Here is a 21,000-nt window from a genome sequence, read left to right as displayed (position 1 = left end):
CTCAGTATCAGGAATGGTGATCTTGGCGCTGCCATCACTACAAACCTGGCTTTCCCTGTGATTCAACCTAAATTAACCGGCCATACGGCGCTATTTCTTTGTCGCGGCAGGTGAAGTGAAGGCCACAAATCGCTAGAATACCCCGCTTCTTTGCAGCCACCCTGTGAATCCGAATGACCGAATCAAAATCCCTAAGCTATAAAGACGCTGGTGTTGACATCAATGCCGGAAACGCACTGGTAGAACGCATCAAGGACGTTGCCAAACGCACTCGCCGCCCGGAAGTAATGGCCGGCCTCGGTGGTTTTGGTGCCCTGTTCGAACTGCCACAAGGTTACCATCAACCCGTGCTGGTATCGGGTACCGATGGCGTGGGCACCAAGCTGCGTCTGGCTATGGATCTGGGCAAGCACGACACTATTGGTATCGATCTGGTCGCCATGTGTGTTAACGACCTGGTGGTCTCTGGTGCTGAGCCTTTGTTTTTCCTCGACTATTACGCCACAGGTCATCTGAATGTTGATGTTGCCGCAGCCGTTGTCAGCGGTATTGGCGCAGGCTGTGAACAGGCTGGTGCTGCGCTGGTTGGCGGTGAAACCGCTGAAATGCCAGGCATGTATGAAGGCGAAGACTACGATCTAGCCGGTTTTTGTGTTGGTATCGTTGAAAAAGCCGACATCATTGACGGCTCCAGAGTCCAGGCCGGTGATTCCCTCATTGCACTGGCATCCAGCGGCCCTCATTCCAATGGCTATTCTCTGGTTCGCAAGATCCTGGAAGTAGCCAACGCCGACCTGCAGCAAGACCTCGACGGTGTACCGCTGGCAGAGGCGCTGATGGCCCCCACCCGTATTTACGTCAAATCCGCATTACAGCTGATTAATGCCACCGAAGTGCATGCCCTGTCGCACATCACCGGCGGTGGTTTTCAGGAGAATATTCCGCGCGTTCTGCCCGATAATTGCAAGGCCGTTATCAACACCAACAGCTGGCGCTGGCCAGCTGTGTTCGAATGGCTGCAACAGGCTGGCAACGTCGCAACGGCAGAAATGTTCCGCACCTTCAATTGTGGTGTGGGCATGATCATCGCTCTGCCGGAACACAAGGCTGATCAGGCGATTGCCCTGCTGAACGCCGAAGGCGAACAGGCCTGGATCATTGGTGAAATCGTTGAAAAAACCAGCGACGAAGCCGCCGTCGAATTCATCGGTAACCGCACCGTATGATGACAGACTCGGCACTTGACCAACCCCGTATTGTGATACTGATTTCAGGTACGGGTAGCAACATGATGGCCATTGCTGATGCGGTACAAAGCGGCGACATTGATGCCATGGTCGCAGGTGTCGTATCTAATCGTCCAGATGCAGCGGGCATGCAACACGCCCGCGACCGGGAGATCCCAGCCATATTGGTTGATCACCAGCAATTCAGCAGTCGCGAAGAGTTTGATGCCAATCTGATGCGGGCGATTGATGACCTTGCCCCCGATCTGATTGTACTGGCTGGCTTTATGCGTATCCTGACATCGGACTTTGTACGGCATTATCGCGGCCGCATGATCAATATCCACCCCTCCCTGTTGCCTTTGTATCAGGGATTAAACACCCATCAACGCGCCATCGATGCCGGTGATAGCGAGCATGGAGTATCGGTACATTTTGTCACCGAAGAGCTGGATGGTGGCCCGGTGATTGCCCAGGCAGTCGTGACCATAGACACTGGCGAAACCGCTGCCAGCTTGCAACACAAGGTGCAGATACAGGAGCACATCCTGTATCCCATCATCGTCAAGTGGTGCACCCAGGGACGACTGGCCATGACCGACCAAGGCGTAACACTCGATAGTAAACTTCTTCCGCCATCCGGACTCAGACTGACAGCTCAGCCATAAATCACCATCACAGCGAGGATGATCTGTGAGACGTATAAGATATCTGGCCTGCACCCTGATACTGTCACCCTTATTGGCTTTTGCCAGTAACGGTGACACTCAAACCTTTGCCCTGAGTGATACCAAGTCACAGCTGGCGAACGACGACCCGCTGGAGAGACAGGGAGAGGCAACACAAAATACTCTGCAGCCTTTCAAGGCCAAGTACACAAGCCGCTATGACTGGGGATTTTTCAGCTTCAACATTGCGGCAGAACGCACTCTGGAGCAACGCGAAGACGGATCCTGGCAAATGACGTTTGATGCTGAAGCATCAGCAGCGTCCATCCAGGAGCAATCGGTTTTTGCATTGCACAACGGTATCATCCAGCCACAAAGCTACCATTACAAAGGCTCGGGCCTGATACAGGAAGACGATCAGGACTATCGCTTCGATGCGACCCAGCAACAGATCAGCGCCCCCTTGCAAGCGCGCGAATTTAACGATTTATGGCAAGATAACCTGCAAGACAAGCTGACTTATATGCTGCAAATCAGCCTCGACCTCGCCAATGGCCAAAACGAGCTGAACTACCAGGTATTCGAGAAAAACCGAGTACGCAGCTATGAATTTGTTATCGTTGCCGAAGAACCGTTAAAAACCCGTATCGGCGTACTGGATACGATCAAAATCAAGCAGTTACGCGACGACCGCAGGGAAATTTATGCCTGGCTGGCGAAAGACAAGGATTACCTGCTGGTAAAACTGGTGGATCGCAAAAAAGGCAAAATCCAATATCAGATTGACCTGGTCAGTACCAACCTGTAACTGACCCCAACCAGAGAACTGCCATGCGATTAAGTGATGCCGACATTGAACAGCGCCTGAGCGAGGGCAGCATTACTATCGAGCCAGCCCCCGGCCTGGATGCCATTGCTGGCATCAGTGTCGACCTTCGCCTCGACCACCGCTTCCGGGTATTCAGCAACAACTCCGCCACCCATCTGGATCTTTCCGGCGAACGGGCGCAACTGGAGCGCGATATCGATCGTATCATGAGCAAAGAAATCGAGATTGCTCATGATCAGTCGCTCTATATCCACCCTGGCGAACTGGTACTCGGCGCCACCATGGAATCCGTCACCATTCCGGATGATCTGGTTGGCTGGCTGGATGGCCGCAGCTCACTGGCTCGCCTCGGTCTGGTGGTACACCTGACCGCCGGACGGATTGACCCCGGCTGGGATGGCCAGATCGTGCTGGAATTTTATAACAACGGCAAACTGCCACTGGCGCTAAGACCCGCCATGATTATTTGCGCACTGTCGTTTGAAACTCTCAGCAGCCCGGCCAAACGTCCGTACAACAAGCGAGAGAACGCCAAATACAAGGGCCAGAAAGGTGCGGTATTCAGCCGTATTGCCAAGGATTAACTGATTCTTGCAGAGGGTCGTCCATTCTTGCTGGCGACCTCGCTGCCCAAGCTAAGACATTGAATTAACTCTTATTTTATTTAAATTGAAGCTATTGACACAAAAAACCAGCTCCGTATAATGCGCCCCACTTGCTGATGTTCCCCGATAGCTCAGTTGGTAGAGCAGTAGACTGTTAATCTATTGGTCGCTGGTTCAAGTCCAGCTCGGGGAGCCAACAAGTAATCTCTCTTCCGCATTCACCAAATCCGATATACACCTACTATTTCTACAGCAGCAAAACCCTCCATCCAGGCGCAAATAAACCAGCCATTGGCGCTGATTTAGCCACTCTGTATTTCCAGAATTACTCCAACGTCAGAATCGATCCAACGTCAGAATGATTCCTGCAACAGCGACTTCATGGCATTAGGGGACATCCATATGGCGCAGGCAACTGATTTCATCAGGCAAGACTATCGAGAATCCGCTGGCAACTAGCGGCCGGATCTTCTGACTGGGTAATCGGGCGGCCAACCACCATGTAGTCAACTCCCGCAGCAACAGCCTGTTCTGGCGTCATCACCCGCTTCTGATCCTGATTATCACTCCAGGAAGGACGAATGCCAGGTGTCACCGTCTTGAAGTCGTCACCGCAATGTTGACGAATAACGGCCAGCTCATTCGCCGAACACACCACCCCATCCAGACCAGACGACTGTGCCAACGTCGCCAGCCGTACGACGTGCTCTTCCGGCGTCACACTCAGACCCAGTTCAACCAAGTCGACACTGTCCATTGAGGTCAGTACCGTTACTCCGATCAGAAAGGGTCGACTGGCACGCTTGTCCAGTTCGTTACGGGCCGCTTCCATCATACGACGCCCGCCACTGGCATGGACGTTGACCATCCAGACACCCAGATCCGCAGCAGCCGCGACAGACTTGGCACAGGTATTGGGAATATCGTGAAATTTCAGATCCAGAAAAACCTCAAATCCCAGCTGCTGCAGCTGTTCAATCACCAGCGGCCCCGCCGAGGTAAACAGCTCCTTGCCGACTTTGACCCGACAGCGTGCAGGATCCAACAGCTTGGCCATCGCCAACGCCGCGTCGACAGAGGAATAATCCAGCGCAACAACAATAGGCGATACAACACTAGATGAAACAACAGCAGATAAAACAGGAGTAGAGGTAACAGTGGTCATAGGTCTTCAATAGCAACAGAGGGGTGACTAAAAGGGGTGATCGCTTTGAGGCTGGCCCAGTTTTTACAACTTGGGCAGCGCCAGTGAAACTCCCGCGCCTTGAAACCGCATTGGCTGCACACAAAGCTCGGATCGTCAGTATCAATACGACGCAGAATAGCATACACCCCATGGGCCTGCGACTCACTCAAACGGCGCTTGTGGCGCAGCAGCAGTCCCAGCATGGCAACATAGCCGGTATACGAGGGGTATTTTTCAAGATCCTGAATAAACCCGGCAATTGCGGTTTCAGCACCTTCAATATCAGCCAGGGTTTCGGCTCGCGCCACCAATGCAGGTACGTAATTCAGCCCTTCACCATGACGCTGCAGATGAGCCAGCAAACCATGAGGATCCCCCAGTTGGTGGAATGACCGAACCATTGGATCAAGAATCGCAATAATAGAGCCCGGATCATGATCCAGCGCCTTGAGGTAACAACGCACAGCTTCACTGGGTTCGTCCTGCTCAAACGCCATATTCCCCAACACCACAAACGCACGAGCACAGCGGCCATCAGACTTGAGTGCGGTACGACAGAGCTGGCGGGTTTCAATATAATTGCCGCTAGCTGCCGCACGCTCAGCCAATTCACAGGCAGCATGCGCCACACGACGCTGTAACAGGGCAGAGTTGGGTAGTTTGCGCGCTCGGTTCAAATCCAGCACCTGCTGCCATGCGCCTTCTTCTTCCAGTAATTCCAGCAATACCTTGGCGGACTTTTCCTGAATGCGACCACGGGCATCAAGCAATTCCAGCAAGAGCCGTTCGGCCCGATCATGCAGACCTGCCATGGCAAAGTCCATTGCCAGCTCCAACTCCAGTTCTTGCAGCAAGACTCCTTTTAAGTCCGTTCTGGCAAACAAGGTCTGGTGTAAATGAATGGCGCGTTCCACTTCACCTTTTTCACGCAAACTACAGCCTAACCGGAGAAATAGCTCAATCGAGTCATCATCCAAAGTTTGGGCATTCACAAGGCGTTTGAGAGTAATATCGGTGTTTTGCGCAAGGATAAAATCGATACTGGGAATCCAGTCAGCGGGAGTATTTTTTGGGCGCACCTTGCCTGAACGGTAACCCAGTACCCAGCCAAGGCCTGTACCCACCAGTACCAGTACAAAAACAATTGCGGATTCCATCATGATGCAGGCCTATGGCAATCTGCCTGATCGTTCCTGTGCCTCATCGAGCGCTTTTTGCAACCGACGGATATGACGTTTCTTTGATAATACCGACATCACGCCCGCCAGCAGACCAATAATACAACCGAGCGTCAGAATCAGACCAAACCACAGAGCAACCGGCAGGTTGACAGGATCACCCACCAGAAAAAACACATCCAGTGGCTCGCTATTACGAGTCGCAAATGTCAGACAATAGAGAAATATAAGCAGGAAAGAGATCAGGCTTATGCCGATCCTGATTTTTTGCAGCATGATATTACCTGGCCGCGACGGCCTTAGTGTTCGCTGTCGATACTGTCGTTAACCTGATCACGCAAGTCTTTGCCCGGTTTAAAATGCGGCACAAACTTGCCCTGTAGCTCTACCGTTTCACCAGTTTTGGGATTACGCCCAACCCTTGGTGCACGATAATGCAACGAAAAACTGCCAAATCCGCGAATTTCAATCCGCTCCCCCGACGACAAGGTCAAAGACATGTAATCAAGCATCGTTTTCACCGCCAGCTCGACATCTTTGGCAGATAATTGCGGCTGACGACTGACGATACGCTCTATCAGTTCAGACTTCGTCACAGCGTTTTCCTCCATGAGGTGACTGCATGACAATAACTCTTGTCAAATCATGCAGTTAGCTGACGACAAATGCAACCGTTCGATGTTTGTTTATGTACTCAAAAACAGCAAAGCCATTTCCTGTCTGATGTTACCTGAAATATTCAATCAATCTCTATAAAAAACACAGGGACTCCCTCCCTGGCTGTCCAGGAGGGAATCGCGGAATCCGGCGCATTTGACGCGGTGGACAACACGAACAATGCCAGTTCGTACGACGCCGGTGTATTTGACGCAACGAACACGGACAATCCCTCCCCCTGCGACGACGAATTTGGTACGAAGGGACGCCCTCCGTGGCTGTCCGAAATAATGGCGATTATCGAAACAGAGGATAACAAGACATAAAAAAACCCGCCGAAGCGGGTTTTTTTAAATCAGACCAGCTTAGTCTTTCTGATTAAGCTGTTCTTTGATCAGATCACCAATGGTGGTCGGTCCAGCTGACACTTCAGCATCAGACTTGGTACGTTGCTCTTTCAGAGCCTGACGATCTTCTGCACTGTCCTTGGCTTTGATAGACATGCTCAAAGCACGGTTCTTACGATCAACCATGGTGATAACACCCTGTACTTCATCGCCTTCTTTCAGTACAGCGCGGGCATCATCTACCTTGTCACGGCTGATTTCAGACGCTTTCAGAGCCGCTTCAACACCAGCGGCCAGCTCAACCACTGCCGACTTGGCATCGACTGAAATAACCTTACCAGTTACGATAGCGCCTTTGTCATTAACCGCAACAAACTCGGAGAACGGGTCGCTTTCCAGCTGCTTCACACCCAGAGAGATACGTTCGCGCTCTGGATCGATAGACAGGATCACGGTTTCCAGTTCATCGCCTTTCTTGTAGTTACGCACGGCTTCTTCGCCAGTGTCATTCCAAGAAATATCAGACAGGTGAACCAGACCGTCAATACCACCGTCCAGACCGATGAAGATACCGAAGTCAGTGATTGACTTGATCTTACCGGAGATCTTGTCGCCCTTGTTACACTTGGTACCGAACTCTTCCCATGGGTTCATGGTGCACTGCTTGATACCCAGAGAGATACGACGACGTTCTTCGTCGATATCCAGCACCATCACGTCGATCTCGTCGCCAACTTGAACCACCTTGGACGGGTGAATATTCTTGTTGGTCCAATCCATTTCGGATACGTGTACCAGACCTTCAACACCTTCTTCCAGCTCAGCAAAACAGCCGTAGTCAGTCAGGTTGGTGACGCGCGCTTTAACGCGAGCGCTTTCTGGGTAACGATCGTTGATGTTGACCCATGGATCATCACCCAGTTGCTTCAGACCCAGAGAAACGCGGTTGCGCTCACGGTCGAATTTCAGCACTTTAACGTCGATCTCGTCACCAACAGCAACGATTTCACTTGGATGCTTGATACGCTTCCAGGCCATATCGGTGATGTGCAGCAGGCCGTCAACACCGCCCAGATCTACGAACGCGCCGTAGTCGGTCAGGTTCTTGACGATACCCTTAACAGATTGACCTTCTTGCAGGTTGGCCAGCAGTTCTTCACGTTCCTGGCTGTTAGCAGCTTCCAGAACGGCACGACGGGAAACCACGACGTTGTTACGCTTGGCGTCCAGCTTGATAACCTTGAATTCCAGCTCTTTACCTTCCAGGTGGGCAGTGTCACGTACAGGACGGACATCAACCAGGGAGCCTGGCAGGAAGGCACGGATGTTCTTCAGGTCAACAGTGAAACCACCTTTAACCTTACCGTTGATGATACCGGTAACCATTTCTTCAGCTTCAAAGGCTTTTTCAAGCTCTTTCCAGCTTTCAGCACGCTTGGCTTTTTCACGAGACAGTTTGGTTTCACCAAAGCCGTCTTCAACCGCTTCCAGGGAAACCTGGGTCTCGTCGCCAATGGCAACTTCCAGCTCACCTTTTTCGTTCAGGAACTGGCTGCGTGGAATTACGGCTTCGGATTTCAGACCAGAGTTCACTGTTACCCAGTCGCTGTCGATGTCGACGACGGTACCAGTGACGATAGAACCGGGCTGCATGTCCAGTTCTTTCAAGGATTCTTCAAATAACTCAGCAAAACTTTCGGTCATGAATTAACACCTATCTATAAAAGCGTATATTCCGATGAAATGGTTGACGGAATAGCGACGCGTTCCAAATGGCCAGACACTTGGGTCAAATCAAACAAAAACCCTGGTACGCTTCTGATTCCTTAGAGCAGGGGGCTGGCAAACGTACCGGATTTCATCTCAGACCAGTCCTGCTTTGCGAACAAGATCTGCCACGTGTTCGCACACCTGGTCGATCGTCAGCTCAGTACTGTCAATGGTTATAGCGTCATCGGCAGGCTTCAGTGGCGCAACAGCCCGGTTGCTGTCGCGGTCATCGCGAGCTCGGATGTCTTCGATAAGGGCGGGTAAACTAGCATTAAATCCCTTGTCAAGCAACTGTTCATATCGCCGCCGACCCCGTTCCTCAGCACTGGCGGTCAGGAACACTTTGACCTCGGCATTGGGGAACACCACTGTGCCCATATCACGACCGTCAGCGATCAGACCGGGGGTCAACCGGAAATCACGCTGACGTTGCAGCAGTGCAGCACGTACAGCCGGTAAAGCAGCCACTTGCGAGGCCAAACTGCCCACTTTCTCGGTACGAATAGTATCGGTGACATTCTCACCTTCCAGCATCACCTGTACGCCGGTGGCAAGTGGTTCAAAGTGTACATCCAGCGCGGCGGCCACAGCCGCAACCGCTGCGTCGTCATCCAGCGCAATCTGCTTGCGACTGGCCGCCAACCCGGTGATACGATAAAGCGCACCGCTATCCAGCAAATGCCAGCCCAACTGCTCGGCCAGGCGAGCACACACAGTGCCCTTGCCAGCGCCGGATGGGCCATCAATAGTGATCACCACCGCCATCGTATCAGTCACCCCGCGCCTCTCCCTGTTCTTCCAGTTGCAGACCGGCGTTATTGGCCAGTTCAACATAGCCGGGGAAAGACGTCGCCACATTGGCACAGTCGTGAATGATAATCGCGGCTTCGGCACGCAACGATGCCATCGAGAAGCTCATCGCAATACGGTGGTCGCCGTGGCTTTCGATAACACCGCCACCAAAGCAGCCGTTTGCGCCAAAACCGGGGATAATGGCACCGTCCTGCGTACCTTTGGCAGCCACACCCAATACGTTCAGGCCATCTACCATGGATTGAATACGGTCACTTTCTTTCACTCGCAGTTCTTCTGCTCCGGTCAACACCGTTTCACCTTCAGCGCAGGCAGCGGCAATAAAGATCGCCGGGAATTCATCAATCGCCAGTGGCACCTGATCTTCAGGAATATGAATCCCCTTGAGCTGCGCGGAGCGCACGCGAATATCCGCCACCGGTTCGCCACCGACTTCACGTTCATTCATAACCTCGATATTGCCACCCATGGCGCGCAGGATATTGATCACGCCGATGCGAGTCGGGTTAATACCAACATGCTGCAAGGTAATATCGGAACCTGACGCAATGCTGGCTCCCACCATGTAGAAAGCGGTAGACGAAATATCAGCAGGCACATCGATACTGGTCGCGGTTAATTCACCACCGGACTGAATCGTCACGGTACTGCCATTCACCTGCACGTCATAACCAAAACCTTTCAGCATTCGTTCGGTATGATCACGAGTGGGTGCCGGTTCAGTCACCGAGGTTTGACCTTCAGCATACAGCCCGGCCAGCAGCACACAGCTTTTTACCTGGGCACTGGCCATCGGCAAATGGTAGTGAATGCCTTTCAGCGCATGGCCACCCTTGATTTTTAACGGTGGTCGACCACCGTCTTCGGTATCAACGATGGCTCCCATCAACCGCAGTGGATCGGCAACGCGCCCCATTGGGCGTTTGCTCAGGGATTCATCGCCACTCATTTCAACATCAAACTGTTGACCCGCCAATAAGCCAGACAACAGTCGAATAGAGGTTCCCGAATTGCCCACATACAAGGCATTGGCGGGTGCTTTCAACCCCTGCAGACCCACACCATGAATGGTCACACGACCACGGTGCGGCCCTTCGATCACCACGCCCATATCCCGGAAAGCCTGCAATGTTGCCAGGCTGTCTTCACCTTCCAGAAAGCCGGTGACTTCCGTCACACCATTAGCCAGCGAGCCCAGCATGATGGAGCGATGCGAAATAGATTTGTCGCCAGGCACGCGGAATGTGCCGGACAGGCTTTGGGCGGGTTGTACCAGGTAAGAAAGTGAGCTGGTTTTCATAGGTTCCACAAAGGCCCTGCGGGCAAGTATGTTTGAAAAATGATCACGGGCGGCCTTGGCACGGGTCAGTACCCCCATCAGGGTCGTGGTATCGTTTTCAACGATGGCCTCGCGCAGCTGCTGAAGATCCTTGTTAAACAGATCCAGGGTTGCCAACAGGTGATCGCGATTGGCGGTAAAAATGTCGCGCCACATCTCCGGGCTGCTGGCGGCAATCCGGGTGAAGTCGCGAAAGCCCCCCGCAGCATAGTTAAAAATTTCCTTGTTTTCATGGCTGTTGGCCAGCGTATCCACCAGTGAATAAGCCAACAAATGAGGCAGATGACTGGTCGCCGCCAACACCTCATCGTGGTGATTCACCGTCATCGACTCCACCTCAGCGCCTACCGCCAGCCAGGCTTGCGTTACCAGCTGCAGCGCCTGCGGATCCGTATAAGTCTCGGGGGTGATAATAACCTTGTGACGGCAATAAAGATGTTCATCTGTCGCCGCTACACCGCTACGCTCAGAACCGGCAATCGGGTGACCCAGCACAAAACGGCCAAAGGTTTCACCAAATACCGCTTTGACATCAGCAGACACCGAACCTTTGACCGAACCGACATCGGTAATCACTGCGTGGACAGACAGCGCTGGCGCGAGAGCCTCCAGTACCGGTCGTATCGACAAAATCGGTACCGAAACAATCACCAGATCGGCATTTTCAACAGCAGCGGCAGGAGAGGCCGCGTAGCGGTCAATAATGCCGGACTGACACGCCAGCTCCATCGAATCGAGGTTGCGGTCAAATCCAATCACCTCGCCAACACCACCACGAACACGCAGTCCTTTGACCCAGGAGCAACCGATCAGCCCCAGGCCAATCACCGCAACCCGATTTACAAAGAATCCGTTCTCTGTGGTCAAGCCAACACCTTCGCCAAGGCATCAATAAAGGTCTGGTTTTCCGCAGCCGTCCCTACCGATACGCGGATATACCCCGGCATATCGTAGTTGGCGACCGGCCGAATAATCACCCCCAGCTGTAACAACTGCTGGTTCACCTCCCTATCATCACTGCCATCTGGCAGTTTGAACGTGACAAAGTTGGCAACCGACGGGATATAGCTCAACCCCAGTTGTTCAAAGGCAGCCACCAGTTGCACCATACCCTGACGATTAGCGGCAATACTTTTGGCCAGATACGCGTCGTCACGCAAGGCCGCTGTCGCCGCTGCCAACGCAAATGAATCGACGTTGAACGGAGGTCTCACACGATTCATCAGATCCGCCACAACCGGGCTGGAAACGCCATAGCCAACCCGTAATGATGCCAAGCCATAGGCCTTGGAAAAGGTACGCGCCACCAGCAGGTTCGGATACTGGCTCAGGTAATCCAGGCCGCAAGGGTAGTCCTCGACTTCGGCATATTCAAAATACGCCTCGTCCAGCAACACCAGCACCTGCTCCGGCACTGCCGCCAGAAAAGCTTCCAGTTCCCCACGAGTACTATAAGTCCCGGTCGGATTGTTCGGGTTGGTCACAAAGACAATGCGGGTGCGGTCGTTGATCGCGGCTGCCATGGCATCCAGATCATGGCCAAAATTTCGCGCTGGCACTTCAATCACTTCACCACCAACGGCGCGAGTGACCAGACCATAAATGGAGAATGCGTGCTGGGATACCACCACGTTATCGCCCTGATTAACGAAGACCCGCACGGCAAAATCAAGAATGTCGCTGGAGCCATTACCCAGCGTCAGTTGACTGGCGCTAACGCCCAGCCGCTCACACAGTGCAGCCTTGAGTTCAAAACCGGCACCATCCGGGTAACGGGTCAGCTCCACCAGCTGCTGCTGGATGGCATCAATAATGGCAGGACTTGGACCCAGCGGGTTCTCGTTACTGGCCAGTTTGACAATATCCGCCTCATTCAGACCCAGCTCACGCGCCAGTTCATCAATCGGCTTGCCAGGCTGATAAGGTTTCAAACCGCGCACTCCGGCAACGGCCAACTGCTGAAAATCTACACTCATGATTTGATCTCATTCCATAGGCCAAGCAAGGGAACCGCCCGACCTGACGCCTAATAGGCTGCTAACACGTTGTTTATCCAACCCAACGAATCGGTTGATCCACTGGCCATTGTTGCAAAACCGCTCTACAGAACCGCTTTCGGATAGGAACCCAGCCATTTGTAATCCGCTGCGACCAGCTGCAACTGCGCCAACACAGGGCGGATACTCTCGTCGTCACAGTGGCCTTCAAAATCAATAAAAAAGGCATAATTCCAGGTGCCGGTGCGCGCTGGCCGGGTTTCGATACGGGTCAGACTGATACCGGCCTGATGGAATGGCTCCAGTACCTGGTACAAGGCACCCGGCTGGTTACGACTGGAGACCATGATCGAGGTCTTGTCTTCACCACTGGAAAGCGTCGCTTGACGCCCGACAATCAGGAAGCGCGTGGTATTGTCGGGACGATCTTCGATATTGGCGTTACAGACAACCAACTGGTAAAGATCCGCCGCCACTTCTCCTGCAATAGCCGCACTGCCCGGCTCAAGACTGGCCCGGCGTGCGGCCTCCGCATTGGAACTGAGGGCAATCCGCTCAATCCCCGGATAATGCTGATCGAGCCAACGGCGACATTGTCCCAGCGACTGGGCATGGGAATATATCCGCTCAATCGGCTGCTCGGGATCCTTGCGCATCAAATGATGATGGATGCGTAAGGTCACTTCACCGCAGACCTGCAAGCTGGAATCAAAAAAACTGTCGAGGGTATGAGTCACTACGCCCTCTGTGGAATTTTCTACCGGTACAACGCCAAAATTAGCGGCTCCACTTTCCACTTCGCGGAACACATCGGCAATCGATACCTGACTGTGACAGCACACGGCATGGCCAAAATGCTTGACTGCTGCCTGCTGGGTAAAGGTGCCTTCCGGGCCGAGAAAAGCAACATTGAGCGGCTCTTCCAGTGCCAGGCACTGGGACATGATTTCACGAAACAGCCGCGCCATGCTTTCGTTGGGCAAAGGGCCGGTATTCCGCGCCATCACATTACGCAGTACCTGTGCTTCCCGCTCCGGGCGATAAAACACCACAGTTTCACCCAGTGCCGCGTATTTTTCTTTTACTTCTGCAACTTGCCTGGCACAACAGGCACGCTGATTGATCAACTCCTGAATTTGCCGGTCGATAGAGTCGATCGCCTGACGCAGTTGTTCGAGTTCCTGGGCTTCACTCATGAGTTGCCTTGCTTTCGTTAGTCTGGAATGGAATCACTGGCCCGACAGGCGGGCCAATGACGGGCTTAACCGTGGCGACGGGCAAAGTCGGTCATAAAATCAGTCAGGGCCACAACCGCAACTTCGGAGACCGCATTATAAATACTGGCGCGCATGCCGCCCACACTGCGGTGTCCGGCCAGATTCAGCAATCCGGCAGCTTCGCTCTGCTGCAAAAAGAGCTTGTCCAGACGACTGTCAGCCAGGGTAAACGGCACGTTCATGATTGAACGATTATTGATGGCAACCGGATTGGCATAAAAATCATGGCCATCAATAAACTGATACAGATGAGATGCCTTGCGATGATTGGCTGCCGCGATCGCCGCAACCCCACCCTGTTCTTTCAGCCACTCGAACACCAGGCCAGCCAGATACCAGCTGTAGGTCGGTGGCGTGTTATACATGGAGCCGTGATCCGCACACACCTTGTAATCAAACATGGTAGGAGTTGCCGCCTGAGCCTTGCCCAACAGGTCGTCACGAATAATCACCACACACAGGCCCGCCGGGCCAATATTTTTCTGTGCACCCGCGTAAATCATGCCGAAGCGACTGACATCCAGCGTATCAGACAGAATCGCTGATGACAGGTCAGCCACCAGCGGCACATCCCCGGTAGCGGGAATATAATCAAACGCCACACCACCAATCGTTTCATTAGGGCAATAGTGGACGTAATCGGCATCGGCGTTTAATGCCAGCTCCGACTGTGTTGGGGCCGAGGTAAAATGATTGTCTTCGGTATTAGCAATGACCCGCACATCGGCAAAGCGCCGGCCCTCTGCCAGGGCTTTTTTCGACCACTGACCCGTCACAATCTGATCGACCTTGCCACTGCCATTCGCCAGATTCAGCGGGATCATGGCGAACTGACTGCTGGCCCCCCCCTGCATAAACAACACTTTATAGTTGTCAGGAATGGCCATCAGGTCGCGCAGATCCTGTTCGGCTTTTTCTGCCACCGCCACAAAATCAGCGCTGCGGTGACTCATTTCCATAATAGACAGGCCCTTGCCGTGCCAGTCTGCCAATTCCAGGCCCGCTCGTTCCAGCACCGCAGTGGGCAGCGCTGCCGGGCCGGCACAAAAGTTAAACACTCGGTTCATCAGATTGATTGCTCTGTATTACAGGCGCCGGAGCGCCCCATCCAGACGAACGCAGCTTTTATTCCACGTCGTCGCCATTGTCTTCGGTGTCGTTTGCTTCTGTGCCATCCGTGTCAGTACTGACGCCGTCATCATCAAGGTCATCACTATCAAGGTCATCACTGCTGCCCGCTTCCGCTGCAGAGGCATCCGCACTAGCGCCACTGACGACAGTATCATCGCCTTCGGCCAGCGCAGCCAGTACGGCTTCGTCGTCTTCAGGATCACAGATACGTTCCAGACCAACCAGTTTTTCCTTGTCGCTGACGCGAATCAGGGTAACGCCCTGAGTGTTACGGCCCAGCAGTGATACTTCGTTAACATGTGTCCGCACCAGGGTGCCCTGATCACTGATCAGCATCACTTCCTCGCCATCAAACACCTGTACGGCACCCACCATGCGACCATTACGGTCATTGGTGACCATGGCAATAACTCCTTGTGTACCGCGTCCCTTGGTCGGGAACTCGGTCACTTCGGTGCGCTTGCCAAAGCCGCGTTCCGAGGCGGTCAGAATGGCGCCGTTTTCCTGTGGAATAATCAGCGCGATCACCATCTGACCCTGACCCAGGGTAATACCCCGCACGCCACGAGCAGTGCGGCCCATCGGCCGAACGCCGCCCTTGCCTTCACTGTCCTGGCCTTCATAGAAACGAACCGCCTTGCCCGCATCAGAAAGCAGCATAATATCGCGTGAGCCATCGGTAATGGCAACACCCACCAGATGATCACCTTCGTCCAGCTCACACGCGATCAGACCGCTGGAGCGCGGACGGGAAAACTGGTCAAGCGAGGTTTTCTTCACCGTCCCCCGCGCCGTCGCCATAAAGACGTAATTGTCTTCGCGGTACTCAACCACCGGCAGAATCGCGGTAATGCGTTCGCCTTCGTCCAGCGCCAGGACGTTCACAATCGGGCGGCCCTTGGCGTTACGGCTGGCCTGCGGAATATCGTACACCGTCAGCCAATAGACCTTGCCCGCATCGGTAAAACACAGCACCGTATCATGGCTGTTCACCACTAACAGATGTTCGATAAAGTCTTCATCTTTGACCGATGTCGCCGAGCGACCCTTGCCGCCACGCTTCTGAGCCTGATAGGCATCAATCGGCTGAGTCTTGGCATAGCCGCTGTGCGACAACGTCAGCACCAGATCTTCTTCAGGAATCAGATCCGCCATGCTCAGATCACGTTTCACCACCATGATTTCGGTTTTGCGGCCATCGCCGTACTCTGCGCGAATGGCTTCCAGCTCCTCACGAATCACGGTCATCAAACGCTCTGCACTGCCGAGAATTTCCAGATACTCGGCGATTTCTTCGAGTTTTTGCTGGTATTCTTCGATCAGTTTTTCATGCTCAAGGCCGGTCAGTTTCTGCAAGCGCAGATCAAGAATGGCCTGCGCCTGCGCCGGTGACAGATGATACTTGCCAGCCCGGAAACCAAATTCTTCAGGCAGATCGTCCGGACGACAGGCGTCTTCACCGGCACGCTCCAGCATATCCAGCACATCACCTGGATCCCAAGCGGTAGCGATCAGTTTTTCTTTGGCTTCGGCCGCATTGGTTGATTCCTTGATCAGCTGGATCACCGGATCAATATTTGCCAGTGCCAGTGCCAGGCCTTCGAGCAAATGGCCACGTTCACGCGCCTTGCGCAAATCAAAAATGGTGCGACGGGTGACCACTTCGCGGCGGTGCTTGACGAAGGCTTCCAGCAACTGCTTCAGGTTCAGCGTGCGGGGCTGGCCATCAACCAGTGCCACCACGTTAATGCCAAACACACCTTGCAACTGGGTCTGGGCGAACAAGTTGTTCAGCACCACTTCCGGCATTTCGCCACGGCGCAGCTCAATCACAATGCGCATACCGTCCTTGTCGGACTCATCACGCAGCTCGGTGATACCTTCAAGTTTCTTTTCTTTGACCAGCTCGGCGATTTTTTCAATCAGACGGGCCTTGTTCACCTGATAGGGAATCTCGGTGAAGATGATGCTGACCTTGCCGTTTTTTTCGTCGGTTTCGAAGTGATGACGGGCGCGCAGGTAAATACGGCCACGACCGGTACGATAGGCTTCGACAATACCATCACGGCCGTTAATAAAGGCACCGGTGGGGAAATCCGGGCCCGGAATAAATTCCATCAGCGCATCAATATCGAGATCCGGATTGTCAATCAACGCCAGACAACCGGTCAGAACTTCGGTCAGGTTGTGCGGCGGAATATTGGTCGCCATACCGACGGCAATACCGGACGAGCCATTTACCAGCAAGTTTGGTACACGGGTCGGCAATACCTCTGGAATCTGCTCGGTGCCATCGTAGTTGGGCACCCAGTCGACGGTGTCTTTCTCAATATCAGCCAGCATGTCATGGCTGATCTTGTCCATGCGAATTTCGGTATAACGCATGGCCGCTGCCGAGTCACCGTCAACGGAGCCGAAGTTGCCCTGACCATCCACCAGCGTATAGCGCATGGAGAAATCCTGGGCCATACGCACAATGGTGTCGTAAACAGCAGAGTCACCGTGGGGGTGGTATTTACCAATCACGTCACCGACCACACGGGCAGATTTCTTGTATGGCTTGTTCCAGTCGTTGTTCAGTACATTCATCGCATGCAGTACGCGACGATGAACCGGTTTGAGACCATCCCGAACATCCGGCAACGCCCGTCCGACAATCACGCTCATGGCGTAGTCGAGGTACGATTGTTGCAATTCATCTTCGATGTTAATCGGGAGAACTTCTTTGGCTAACTCACCCATAGACTATTAAGATCCGTGCTGTATCGCTTGGCCACATACCGTGGCGATGGCATTCACTTGACTGTATTGACTGCAGTGACGGTACAATTGAACGGACACCCGCAACAACGACTGCCAGAGCATAATTCAGTACCCTTGCCGCACTGTGCTGACCGCTGCAAAGCCGAGCCCATCCAGTACCGCAAAACAAAGCGCGCAGCATACCATAAAAGCACTGATAACCTAGTACACTCCCTGCCAGAAGCGTCTCAGAACAACCACAAGCCCACGCTGGACAAAATGTCCGGCAGCGGACGTCTTTTCAGACAAAAGCGCTCCATTGCCCTTGACGGCCGCCCAAACCGCATTTTTGAATCCCAATCTTGCGTACTCGTCAAGTCTGCAGTCGCGAACACCCCCGAACGATGGATATAATCGCCCCTGCACCCGCCACTTGCTGGCGGCAACTCCCACTCTCAATCAAATGAGGACTGTTCATGGCTGCAGATCTGCGCCTCAACGCCCGTTGGCTGGTGCCAATGGACGGCAACAAACCGATCATCGACCATGCGTCGGTTTTTGTGACCCATGGCCGCATCGAAGCCATCGAGCCGTCATCGTCCGAACGCAGCGCCCGGCACACCATCGAACTGCCTCATCACGCGCTGTTACCCGGCTACATCAACGCCCACGGCCACGCCGCCATGTCCCTGTTCCGTGGCTTGGCCGATGACCTGCCACTGATGAACTGGCTGCAACACCACATCTGGCCAGCAGAAGCACAATGGGTCAGCAGCGAGTTCGTGCGTCAGGGCACAGAACTGGCGATTGCTGAAATGATCCGCTCCGGCACCACCACCTTTGCTGACATGTACTTTTATCCGCAGGACGCCATTGACGCCTCACTGGCCGCTGGCATACGTCACGTCAGCTTTACGCCGATTCTGGACTTCCCCACCAATTACGCCAGCAACGCCGACGAATACATCCAGAAAGCCCTGGCAGTGCGCGACCAATACCAGCACCACGATCTGGTCACGCTGGGGCTAGGCCCTCATGCTCCCTATACGGTTTCTGATGCGCCGTTACGGCAGATTCGGATCATCGCCGACGAACTGCAGCTGCCAGTGCAAATTCATTTGCACGAAACCGCCTTTGAAGTTCAGGACAGCCTCGAGCAACTGGGCAAGCGCCCTATCGAACGCCTGTTCGATCTGGGTTTCCTGAGCAAGGATGTCAGTTGTGTGCACATGACCCAGATTAACGACAGCGATCTCGACCTGATCAAACAAAGTCGTGCCAGCGTTATCCACTGCCCGGAATCCAATCTCAAGCTGGCCAGTGGTTTTTGCCCAACCGCACGACTATTGGCAGCCGGAATCCCGCTGGGCCTCGGCACTGACGGCGCCGCCAGCAACAACGATCTCAATCTGCAGGCAGAAATGAAAACCGCCGCCATGCTGGCCAAGGCCGTAGCAGCAGATGCCGCAGTGGTTCCTGCCTTGCAGGCGCTGCATATGGCCACGCTGGGCAGCGCGCAAGCCCTGGGGATTGACCAGTACACCGGCTCAGTCGAAATCGGCAAATGGGCAGACTTACAGGCCGTCGATCTGTCGCAATTACCCCAACAACCCCTTTACGATCCCATCTCGCAACTGGTCTATACCGACAGCAGCCGTTACACCAGCCACGTCTGGGTGGCAGGCAAGGCACTGCTGAGCGAAGCAGAATTGACCCACATTGACGTCGACAGACTGACCGCCACTGCCAGGCAATGGTGTCAGCGTATTCGCCCGAATTAACCCGAGATCCCGACGGGACAACAGGAAATCACTATGACCGAACACAGCACGCCGAACGTCGACCCTGCCGAAATCGCCAAGTTTGAAGCTCTGGCCAGCCGCTGGTGGGATCCAGAGAGCGAATTCAAGCCCTTGCATGACATCAATCCGTTACGCTGCAATTACATCGATCAAGCCGCCGAACTGGCAGGCAAAAACGTGCTGGATGTTGGTTGCGGCGGTGGCCTGCTGTGCGAAGCCATGGCCCAGCGAGGTGCCAGTGTTACCGGTATCGACCTGGGCGACGCTCCGCTGAATGTCGCCCGTCTGCACGCCCTCGAATCCGGCGTCAGCATCAACTACCAGCGTATTGCCGTCGAAACGCTGGCAGCGCAGCAAGCCGCCAGTTTCGACGTCGTCACCTGTCTCGAAATGCTCGAACACGTACCCGACCCGGCATCCATCATCCGTGCTTGCGCAACACTGGTAAAACCTGGGGGCAAGGTGTTTTTTTCGACCCTCAACCGCAACCCCAAAGCCTATGGCATGGCCATTCTTGGTGCTGAATACCTGCTGAAAATGCTGCCCGCAGGAACTCATGATTACAGCAAGTTCATCAAACCGAGTGAACTGACCCGCTGGTGTCGCCAGGCAGGCCTGCAGGCCGACCACATCACCGGCATGACCTACAACCCGCTGTTCAAGAGTTACAAATTGAACGACCAGGACGTCAGCGTAAACTATCTGATTGCCACTACCCGCCCATCACAGGACGACGCATGAGCCAACCCTACCCGCATGCCATCCTGTTTGATCTGGATGGCACATTACTCGATAGCGCGCCCGACTTTTTTGGCGTCGTCAACTCATTGCGTCAGGAACTGGGCAAAGCACCACTGGCAACCGCCACCATCCGCCAGCAAGTCAGCAATGGTGGTGCAGCCTTGACCGAAATAACCTGGGAGGTCAGCCGCGATCATCCTGAATTTGGTGACTACCGCGAGCAGCTGCTGAGCCGCTACGGTGACTACCTCGCCAGTGCCAGCGCCCTGTTCCCCGGCTTCAGCGCCGTCCTGGACGAATTACAATTACTGGGCGTGCAGTGGGGTATCGTCACCAACAAACCGCGCCGTTTTGCCGAACCCTTACTGGAAAAGCTGGCGCTTGAAACGCCAGTATTGGTGTGCCCCGAAGACGTCAGCCTGGCCAAGCCTGATCCGGCAAGTCTGCTATTAGCCGCCACCCGACTGGGCCTAAAACCAGAGGCCTGCTGGTACGTCGGCGATCACCTCCGTGACATACAAGCAGGCAAGGCGGCTGGCATGCCAACCATCGCCGCCCTGTTTGGTTATATAGAGGATCATGATGATCCGCAGCGCTGGCAAGCCGACGCCTGCATCAATACCCCGGATGAACTGATCACTCTGCTTGGCCAGCAACCATTATCACGCTAACGGGCGTCAGAATCCGACCAC

The 21,000-nt window shown here is 54.1% G+C and carries 18 protein-coding genes and 1 tRNA gene; 8 read left to right on the top strand and 11 right to left on the bottom strand.

The window, feature by feature from the left end:
• Window positions 1–173: 173 nt before the first annotated feature.
• The 5 genes from purM to WG929_RS15860 all read left to right on the top strand — a co-directional run bounded on the left by purM (window position 174) and on the right by WG929_RS15860 (window position 3,524).
• Window positions 174–1,226: a phosphoribosylformylglycinamidine cyclo-ligase gene (purM, locus tag WG929_RS15880; RefSeq protein WP_369854928.1), complete on the top strand. Its 1,053-nt coding sequence runs from the start codon at window positions 174–176 to the stop codon at window positions 1,224–1,226.
• Window positions 1,223–1,894: a phosphoribosylglycinamide formyltransferase gene (gene purN, locus WG929_RS15875; protein WP_416206860.1), complete on the top strand. Its 672-nt coding sequence runs from the start codon at window positions 1,223–1,225 to the stop codon at window positions 1,892–1,894. Before purM ends, purN begins: the two co-directional genes overlap by 4 nt.
• Window positions 1,895–1,919: 25 nt before the next feature.
• The gene (locus tag WG929_RS15870; protein ID WP_416206859.1) at window positions 1,920–2,702 is read left to right on the top strand and encodes a DUF3108 domain-containing protein; all 783 of its coding nucleotides are present in this window, start codon (window positions 1,920–1,922) and stop codon (window positions 2,700–2,702) included.
• A 23-nt stretch (window positions 2,703–2,725) separates the two neighbouring features.
• Complete coding sequence (dcd, locus tag WG929_RS15865; RefSeq protein ID WP_369854931.1) at window positions 2,726–3,307, top strand: dCTP deaminase; 582 nt, start codon at window positions 2,726–2,728, stop codon at window positions 3,305–3,307.
• Between the two features lie 141 nt (window positions 3,308–3,448).
• A tRNA-Asn gene (locus tag WG929_RS15860) sits at window positions 3,449–3,524 on the top strand.
• Window positions 3,525–3,752: 228 nt separating this feature from the next.
• Here the strand turns inward: WG929_RS15860 and pyrF are convergent.
• The 11 genes from pyrF to gyrA all read right to left on the bottom strand — a co-directional run bounded on the left by pyrF (window position 3,753) and on the right by gyrA (window position 17,765).
• Window positions 3,753–4,493 (bottom strand): orotidine-5'-phosphate decarboxylase, encoded by a 741-nt coding sequence (gene pyrF / locus WG929_RS15855; protein ID WP_416206858.1) that lies wholly within the window; start codon window positions 4,491–4,493, stop codon window positions 3,753–3,755.
• Window positions 4,490–5,674, bottom strand: a complete 1,185-nt coding sequence (locus tag WG929_RS15850; RefSeq protein ID WP_416206857.1) for a hypothetical protein — start codon at window positions 5,672–5,674, stop codon at window positions 4,490–4,492. The genes pyrF and WG929_RS15850 overlap by 4 nt, the downstream gene beginning before the upstream one ends.
• 9 nt (window positions 5,675–5,683) lie before the next feature.
• Entirely contained in the window at window positions 5,684–5,968 is a 285-nt protein-coding gene (locus tag WG929_RS15845) for a lipopolysaccharide assembly protein LapA domain-containing protein (protein ID WP_416206856.1), read from the bottom strand.
• Between the two features lie 23 nt (window positions 5,969–5,991).
• Complete coding sequence (gene ihfB / locus WG929_RS15840) at window positions 5,992–6,303, bottom strand: integration host factor subunit beta (RefSeq protein WP_416206855.1); 312 nt, start codon at window positions 6,301–6,303, stop codon at window positions 5,992–5,994.
• Between the two features lie 411 nt (window positions 6,304–6,714).
• A complete protein-coding gene (gene rpsA / locus WG929_RS15835; RefSeq protein ID WP_369854936.1) occupies window positions 6,715–8,400 on the bottom strand; it encodes a 30S ribosomal protein S1 in 1,686 nt (561 codons plus the stop codon).
• A 159-nt stretch (window positions 8,401–8,559) separates the two neighbouring features.
• Window positions 8,560–9,231 carry a (d)CMP kinase gene (gene cmk, locus WG929_RS15830; protein ID WP_416206895.1) on the bottom strand — a complete coding sequence of 224 codons (672 nt, stop codon included), beginning with the start codon at window positions 9,229–9,231 and terminating at the stop codon, window positions 8,560–8,562.
• Window positions 9,232–9,235: 4 nt separating this feature from the next.
• Window positions 9,236–11,485, bottom strand: coding sequence for a bifunctional prephenate dehydrogenase/3-phosphoshikimate 1-carboxyvinyltransferase (locus tag WG929_RS15825; RefSeq protein ID WP_416206854.1), 2,250 nt, complete (start codon window positions 11,483–11,485; stop codon window positions 9,236–9,238).
• On the bottom strand, window positions 11,482–12,594 hold the full coding sequence (gene hisC / locus WG929_RS15820) for a histidinol-phosphate transaminase (RefSeq protein WP_416206853.1): 1,113 nt from the start codon (window positions 12,592–12,594) through the stop codon (window positions 11,482–11,484). Before hisC ends, WG929_RS15825 begins: the two co-directional genes overlap by 4 nt.
• A 125-nt stretch (window positions 12,595–12,719) precedes the next feature.
• Window positions 12,720–13,811 carry a prephenate dehydratase gene (gene pheA / locus WG929_RS15815; RefSeq protein WP_416206852.1) on the bottom strand — a complete coding sequence of 364 codons (1,092 nt, stop codon included), beginning with the start codon at window positions 13,809–13,811 and terminating at the stop codon, window positions 12,720–12,722.
• Between the two features lie 65 nt (window positions 13,812–13,876).
• Window positions 13,877–14,959 (bottom strand): 3-phosphoserine/phosphohydroxythreonine transaminase, encoded by a 1,083-nt coding sequence (gene serC / locus WG929_RS15810; protein WP_416206851.1) that lies wholly within the window; start codon window positions 14,957–14,959, stop codon window positions 13,877–13,879.
• A gap of 58 nt (window positions 14,960–15,017) precedes the next feature.
• On the bottom strand, window positions 15,018–17,765 hold the full coding sequence (gyrA, locus tag WG929_RS15805) for a DNA gyrase subunit A (protein WP_416206850.1): 2,748 nt from the start codon (window positions 17,763–17,765) through the stop codon (window positions 15,018–15,020).
• Between the two features lie 476 nt (window positions 17,766–18,241).
• On the opposite strand from gyrA, the gene WG929_RS15800 reads away from it, so the two are divergent.
• Genes WG929_RS15800 through WG929_RS15790 form a run of 3 tightly spaced genes read left to right on the top strand, consistent with a single transcriptional unit; the run spans window position 18,242 to window position 20,979 of the window.
• Window positions 18,242–19,546, top strand: a complete 1,305-nt coding sequence (locus WG929_RS15800) for a TRZ/ATZ family hydrolase (protein ID WP_416206849.1) — start codon at window positions 18,242–18,244, stop codon at window positions 19,544–19,546.
• A gap of 33 nt (window positions 19,547–19,579) precedes the next feature.
• On the top strand, window positions 19,580–20,308 hold the full coding sequence (gene ubiG / locus WG929_RS15795; protein ID WP_416206848.1) for a bifunctional 2-polyprenyl-6-hydroxyphenol methylase/3-demethylubiquinol 3-O-methyltransferase UbiG: 729 nt from the start codon (window positions 19,580–19,582) through the stop codon (window positions 20,306–20,308).
• Complete coding sequence (locus WG929_RS15790; RefSeq protein WP_369854944.1) at window positions 20,305–20,979, top strand: HAD family hydrolase; 675 nt, start codon at window positions 20,305–20,307, stop codon at window positions 20,977–20,979. Before ubiG ends, WG929_RS15790 begins: the two co-directional genes overlap by 4 nt.
• The last annotated feature ends 21 nt before the right edge of the window (window positions 20,980–21,000 follow it).

The organism is Oceanobacter antarcticus (assembly GCF_044962685.1).
Classification (GTDB): domain Bacteria; phylum Pseudomonadota; class Gammaproteobacteria; order Pseudomonadales; family Oceanobacteraceae; genus Oceanobacter; species Oceanobacter antarcticus.
This window is presented reverse-complemented; position numbering and strand designations above follow the sequence as displayed.

What these genes read in the sequence shown, in the direction of transcription:
- purM (WP_369854928.1), top strand. Translation starts at nt 174, where the DNA reads ATGACCGAATCAAAATCCCTAAGCTATAAAGACGCTGGTGTTGACATC.
- purN (WP_416206860.1), top strand. Translation starts at nt 1,223, where the DNA reads ATGATGACAGACTCGGCACTTGACCAACCCCGTATTGTGATACTGATT.
- dcd (WP_369854931.1), top strand. Translation starts at nt 2,726, where the DNA reads ATGCGATTAAGTGATGCCGACATTGAACAGCGCCTGAGCGAGGGCAGC.
- pyrF (WP_416206858.1), bottom strand. Translation starts at nt 4,493, where the DNA reads ATGACCACTGTTACCTCTACTCCTGTTTTATCTGCTGTTGTTTCATCT.
- WG929_RS15850 (WP_416206857.1), bottom strand. Translation starts at nt 5,674, where the DNA reads ATGATGGAATCCGCAATTGTTTTTGTACTGGTACTGGTGGGTACAGGC.
- WG929_RS15845 (WP_416206856.1), bottom strand. Translation starts at nt 5,968, where the DNA reads ATGCTGCAAAAAATCAGGATCGGCATAAGCCTGATCTCTTTCCTGCTT.
- ihfB (WP_416206855.1), bottom strand. Translation starts at nt 6,303, where the DNA reads ATGGAGGAAAACGCTGTGACGAAGTCTGAACTGATAGAGCGTATCGTC.
- rpsA (WP_369854936.1), bottom strand. Translation starts at nt 8,400, where the DNA reads ATGACCGAAAGTTTTGCTGAGTTATTTGAAGAATCCTTGAAAGAACTG.
- cmk (WP_416206895.1), bottom strand. Translation starts at nt 9,231, where the DNA reads ATGGCGGTGGTGATCACTATTGATGGCCCATCCGGCGCTGGCAAGGGC.
- hisC (WP_416206853.1), bottom strand. Translation starts at nt 12,594, where the DNA reads ATGAGTGTAGATTTTCAGCAGTTGGCCGTTGCCGGAGTGCGCGGTTTG.
- pheA (WP_416206852.1), bottom strand. Translation starts at nt 13,811, where the DNA reads ATGAGTGAAGCCCAGGAACTCGAACAACTGCGTCAGGCGATCGACTCT.
- serC (WP_416206851.1), bottom strand. Translation starts at nt 14,959, where the DNA reads ATGAACCGAGTGTTTAACTTTTGTGCCGGCCCGGCAGCGCTGCCCACT.
- gyrA (WP_416206850.1), bottom strand. Translation starts at nt 17,765, where the DNA reads ATGGGTGAGTTAGCCAAAGAAGTTCTCCCGATTAACATCGAAGATGAA.
- WG929_RS15800 (WP_416206849.1), top strand. Translation starts at nt 18,242, where the DNA reads ATGGCTGCAGATCTGCGCCTCAACGCCCGTTGGCTGGTGCCAATGGAC.
- ubiG (WP_416206848.1), top strand. Translation starts at nt 19,580, where the DNA reads ATGACCGAACACAGCACGCCGAACGTCGACCCTGCCGAAATCGCCAAG.
- WG929_RS15790 (WP_369854944.1), top strand. Translation starts at nt 20,305, where the DNA reads ATGAGCCAACCCTACCCGCATGCCATCCTGTTTGATCTGGATGGCACA.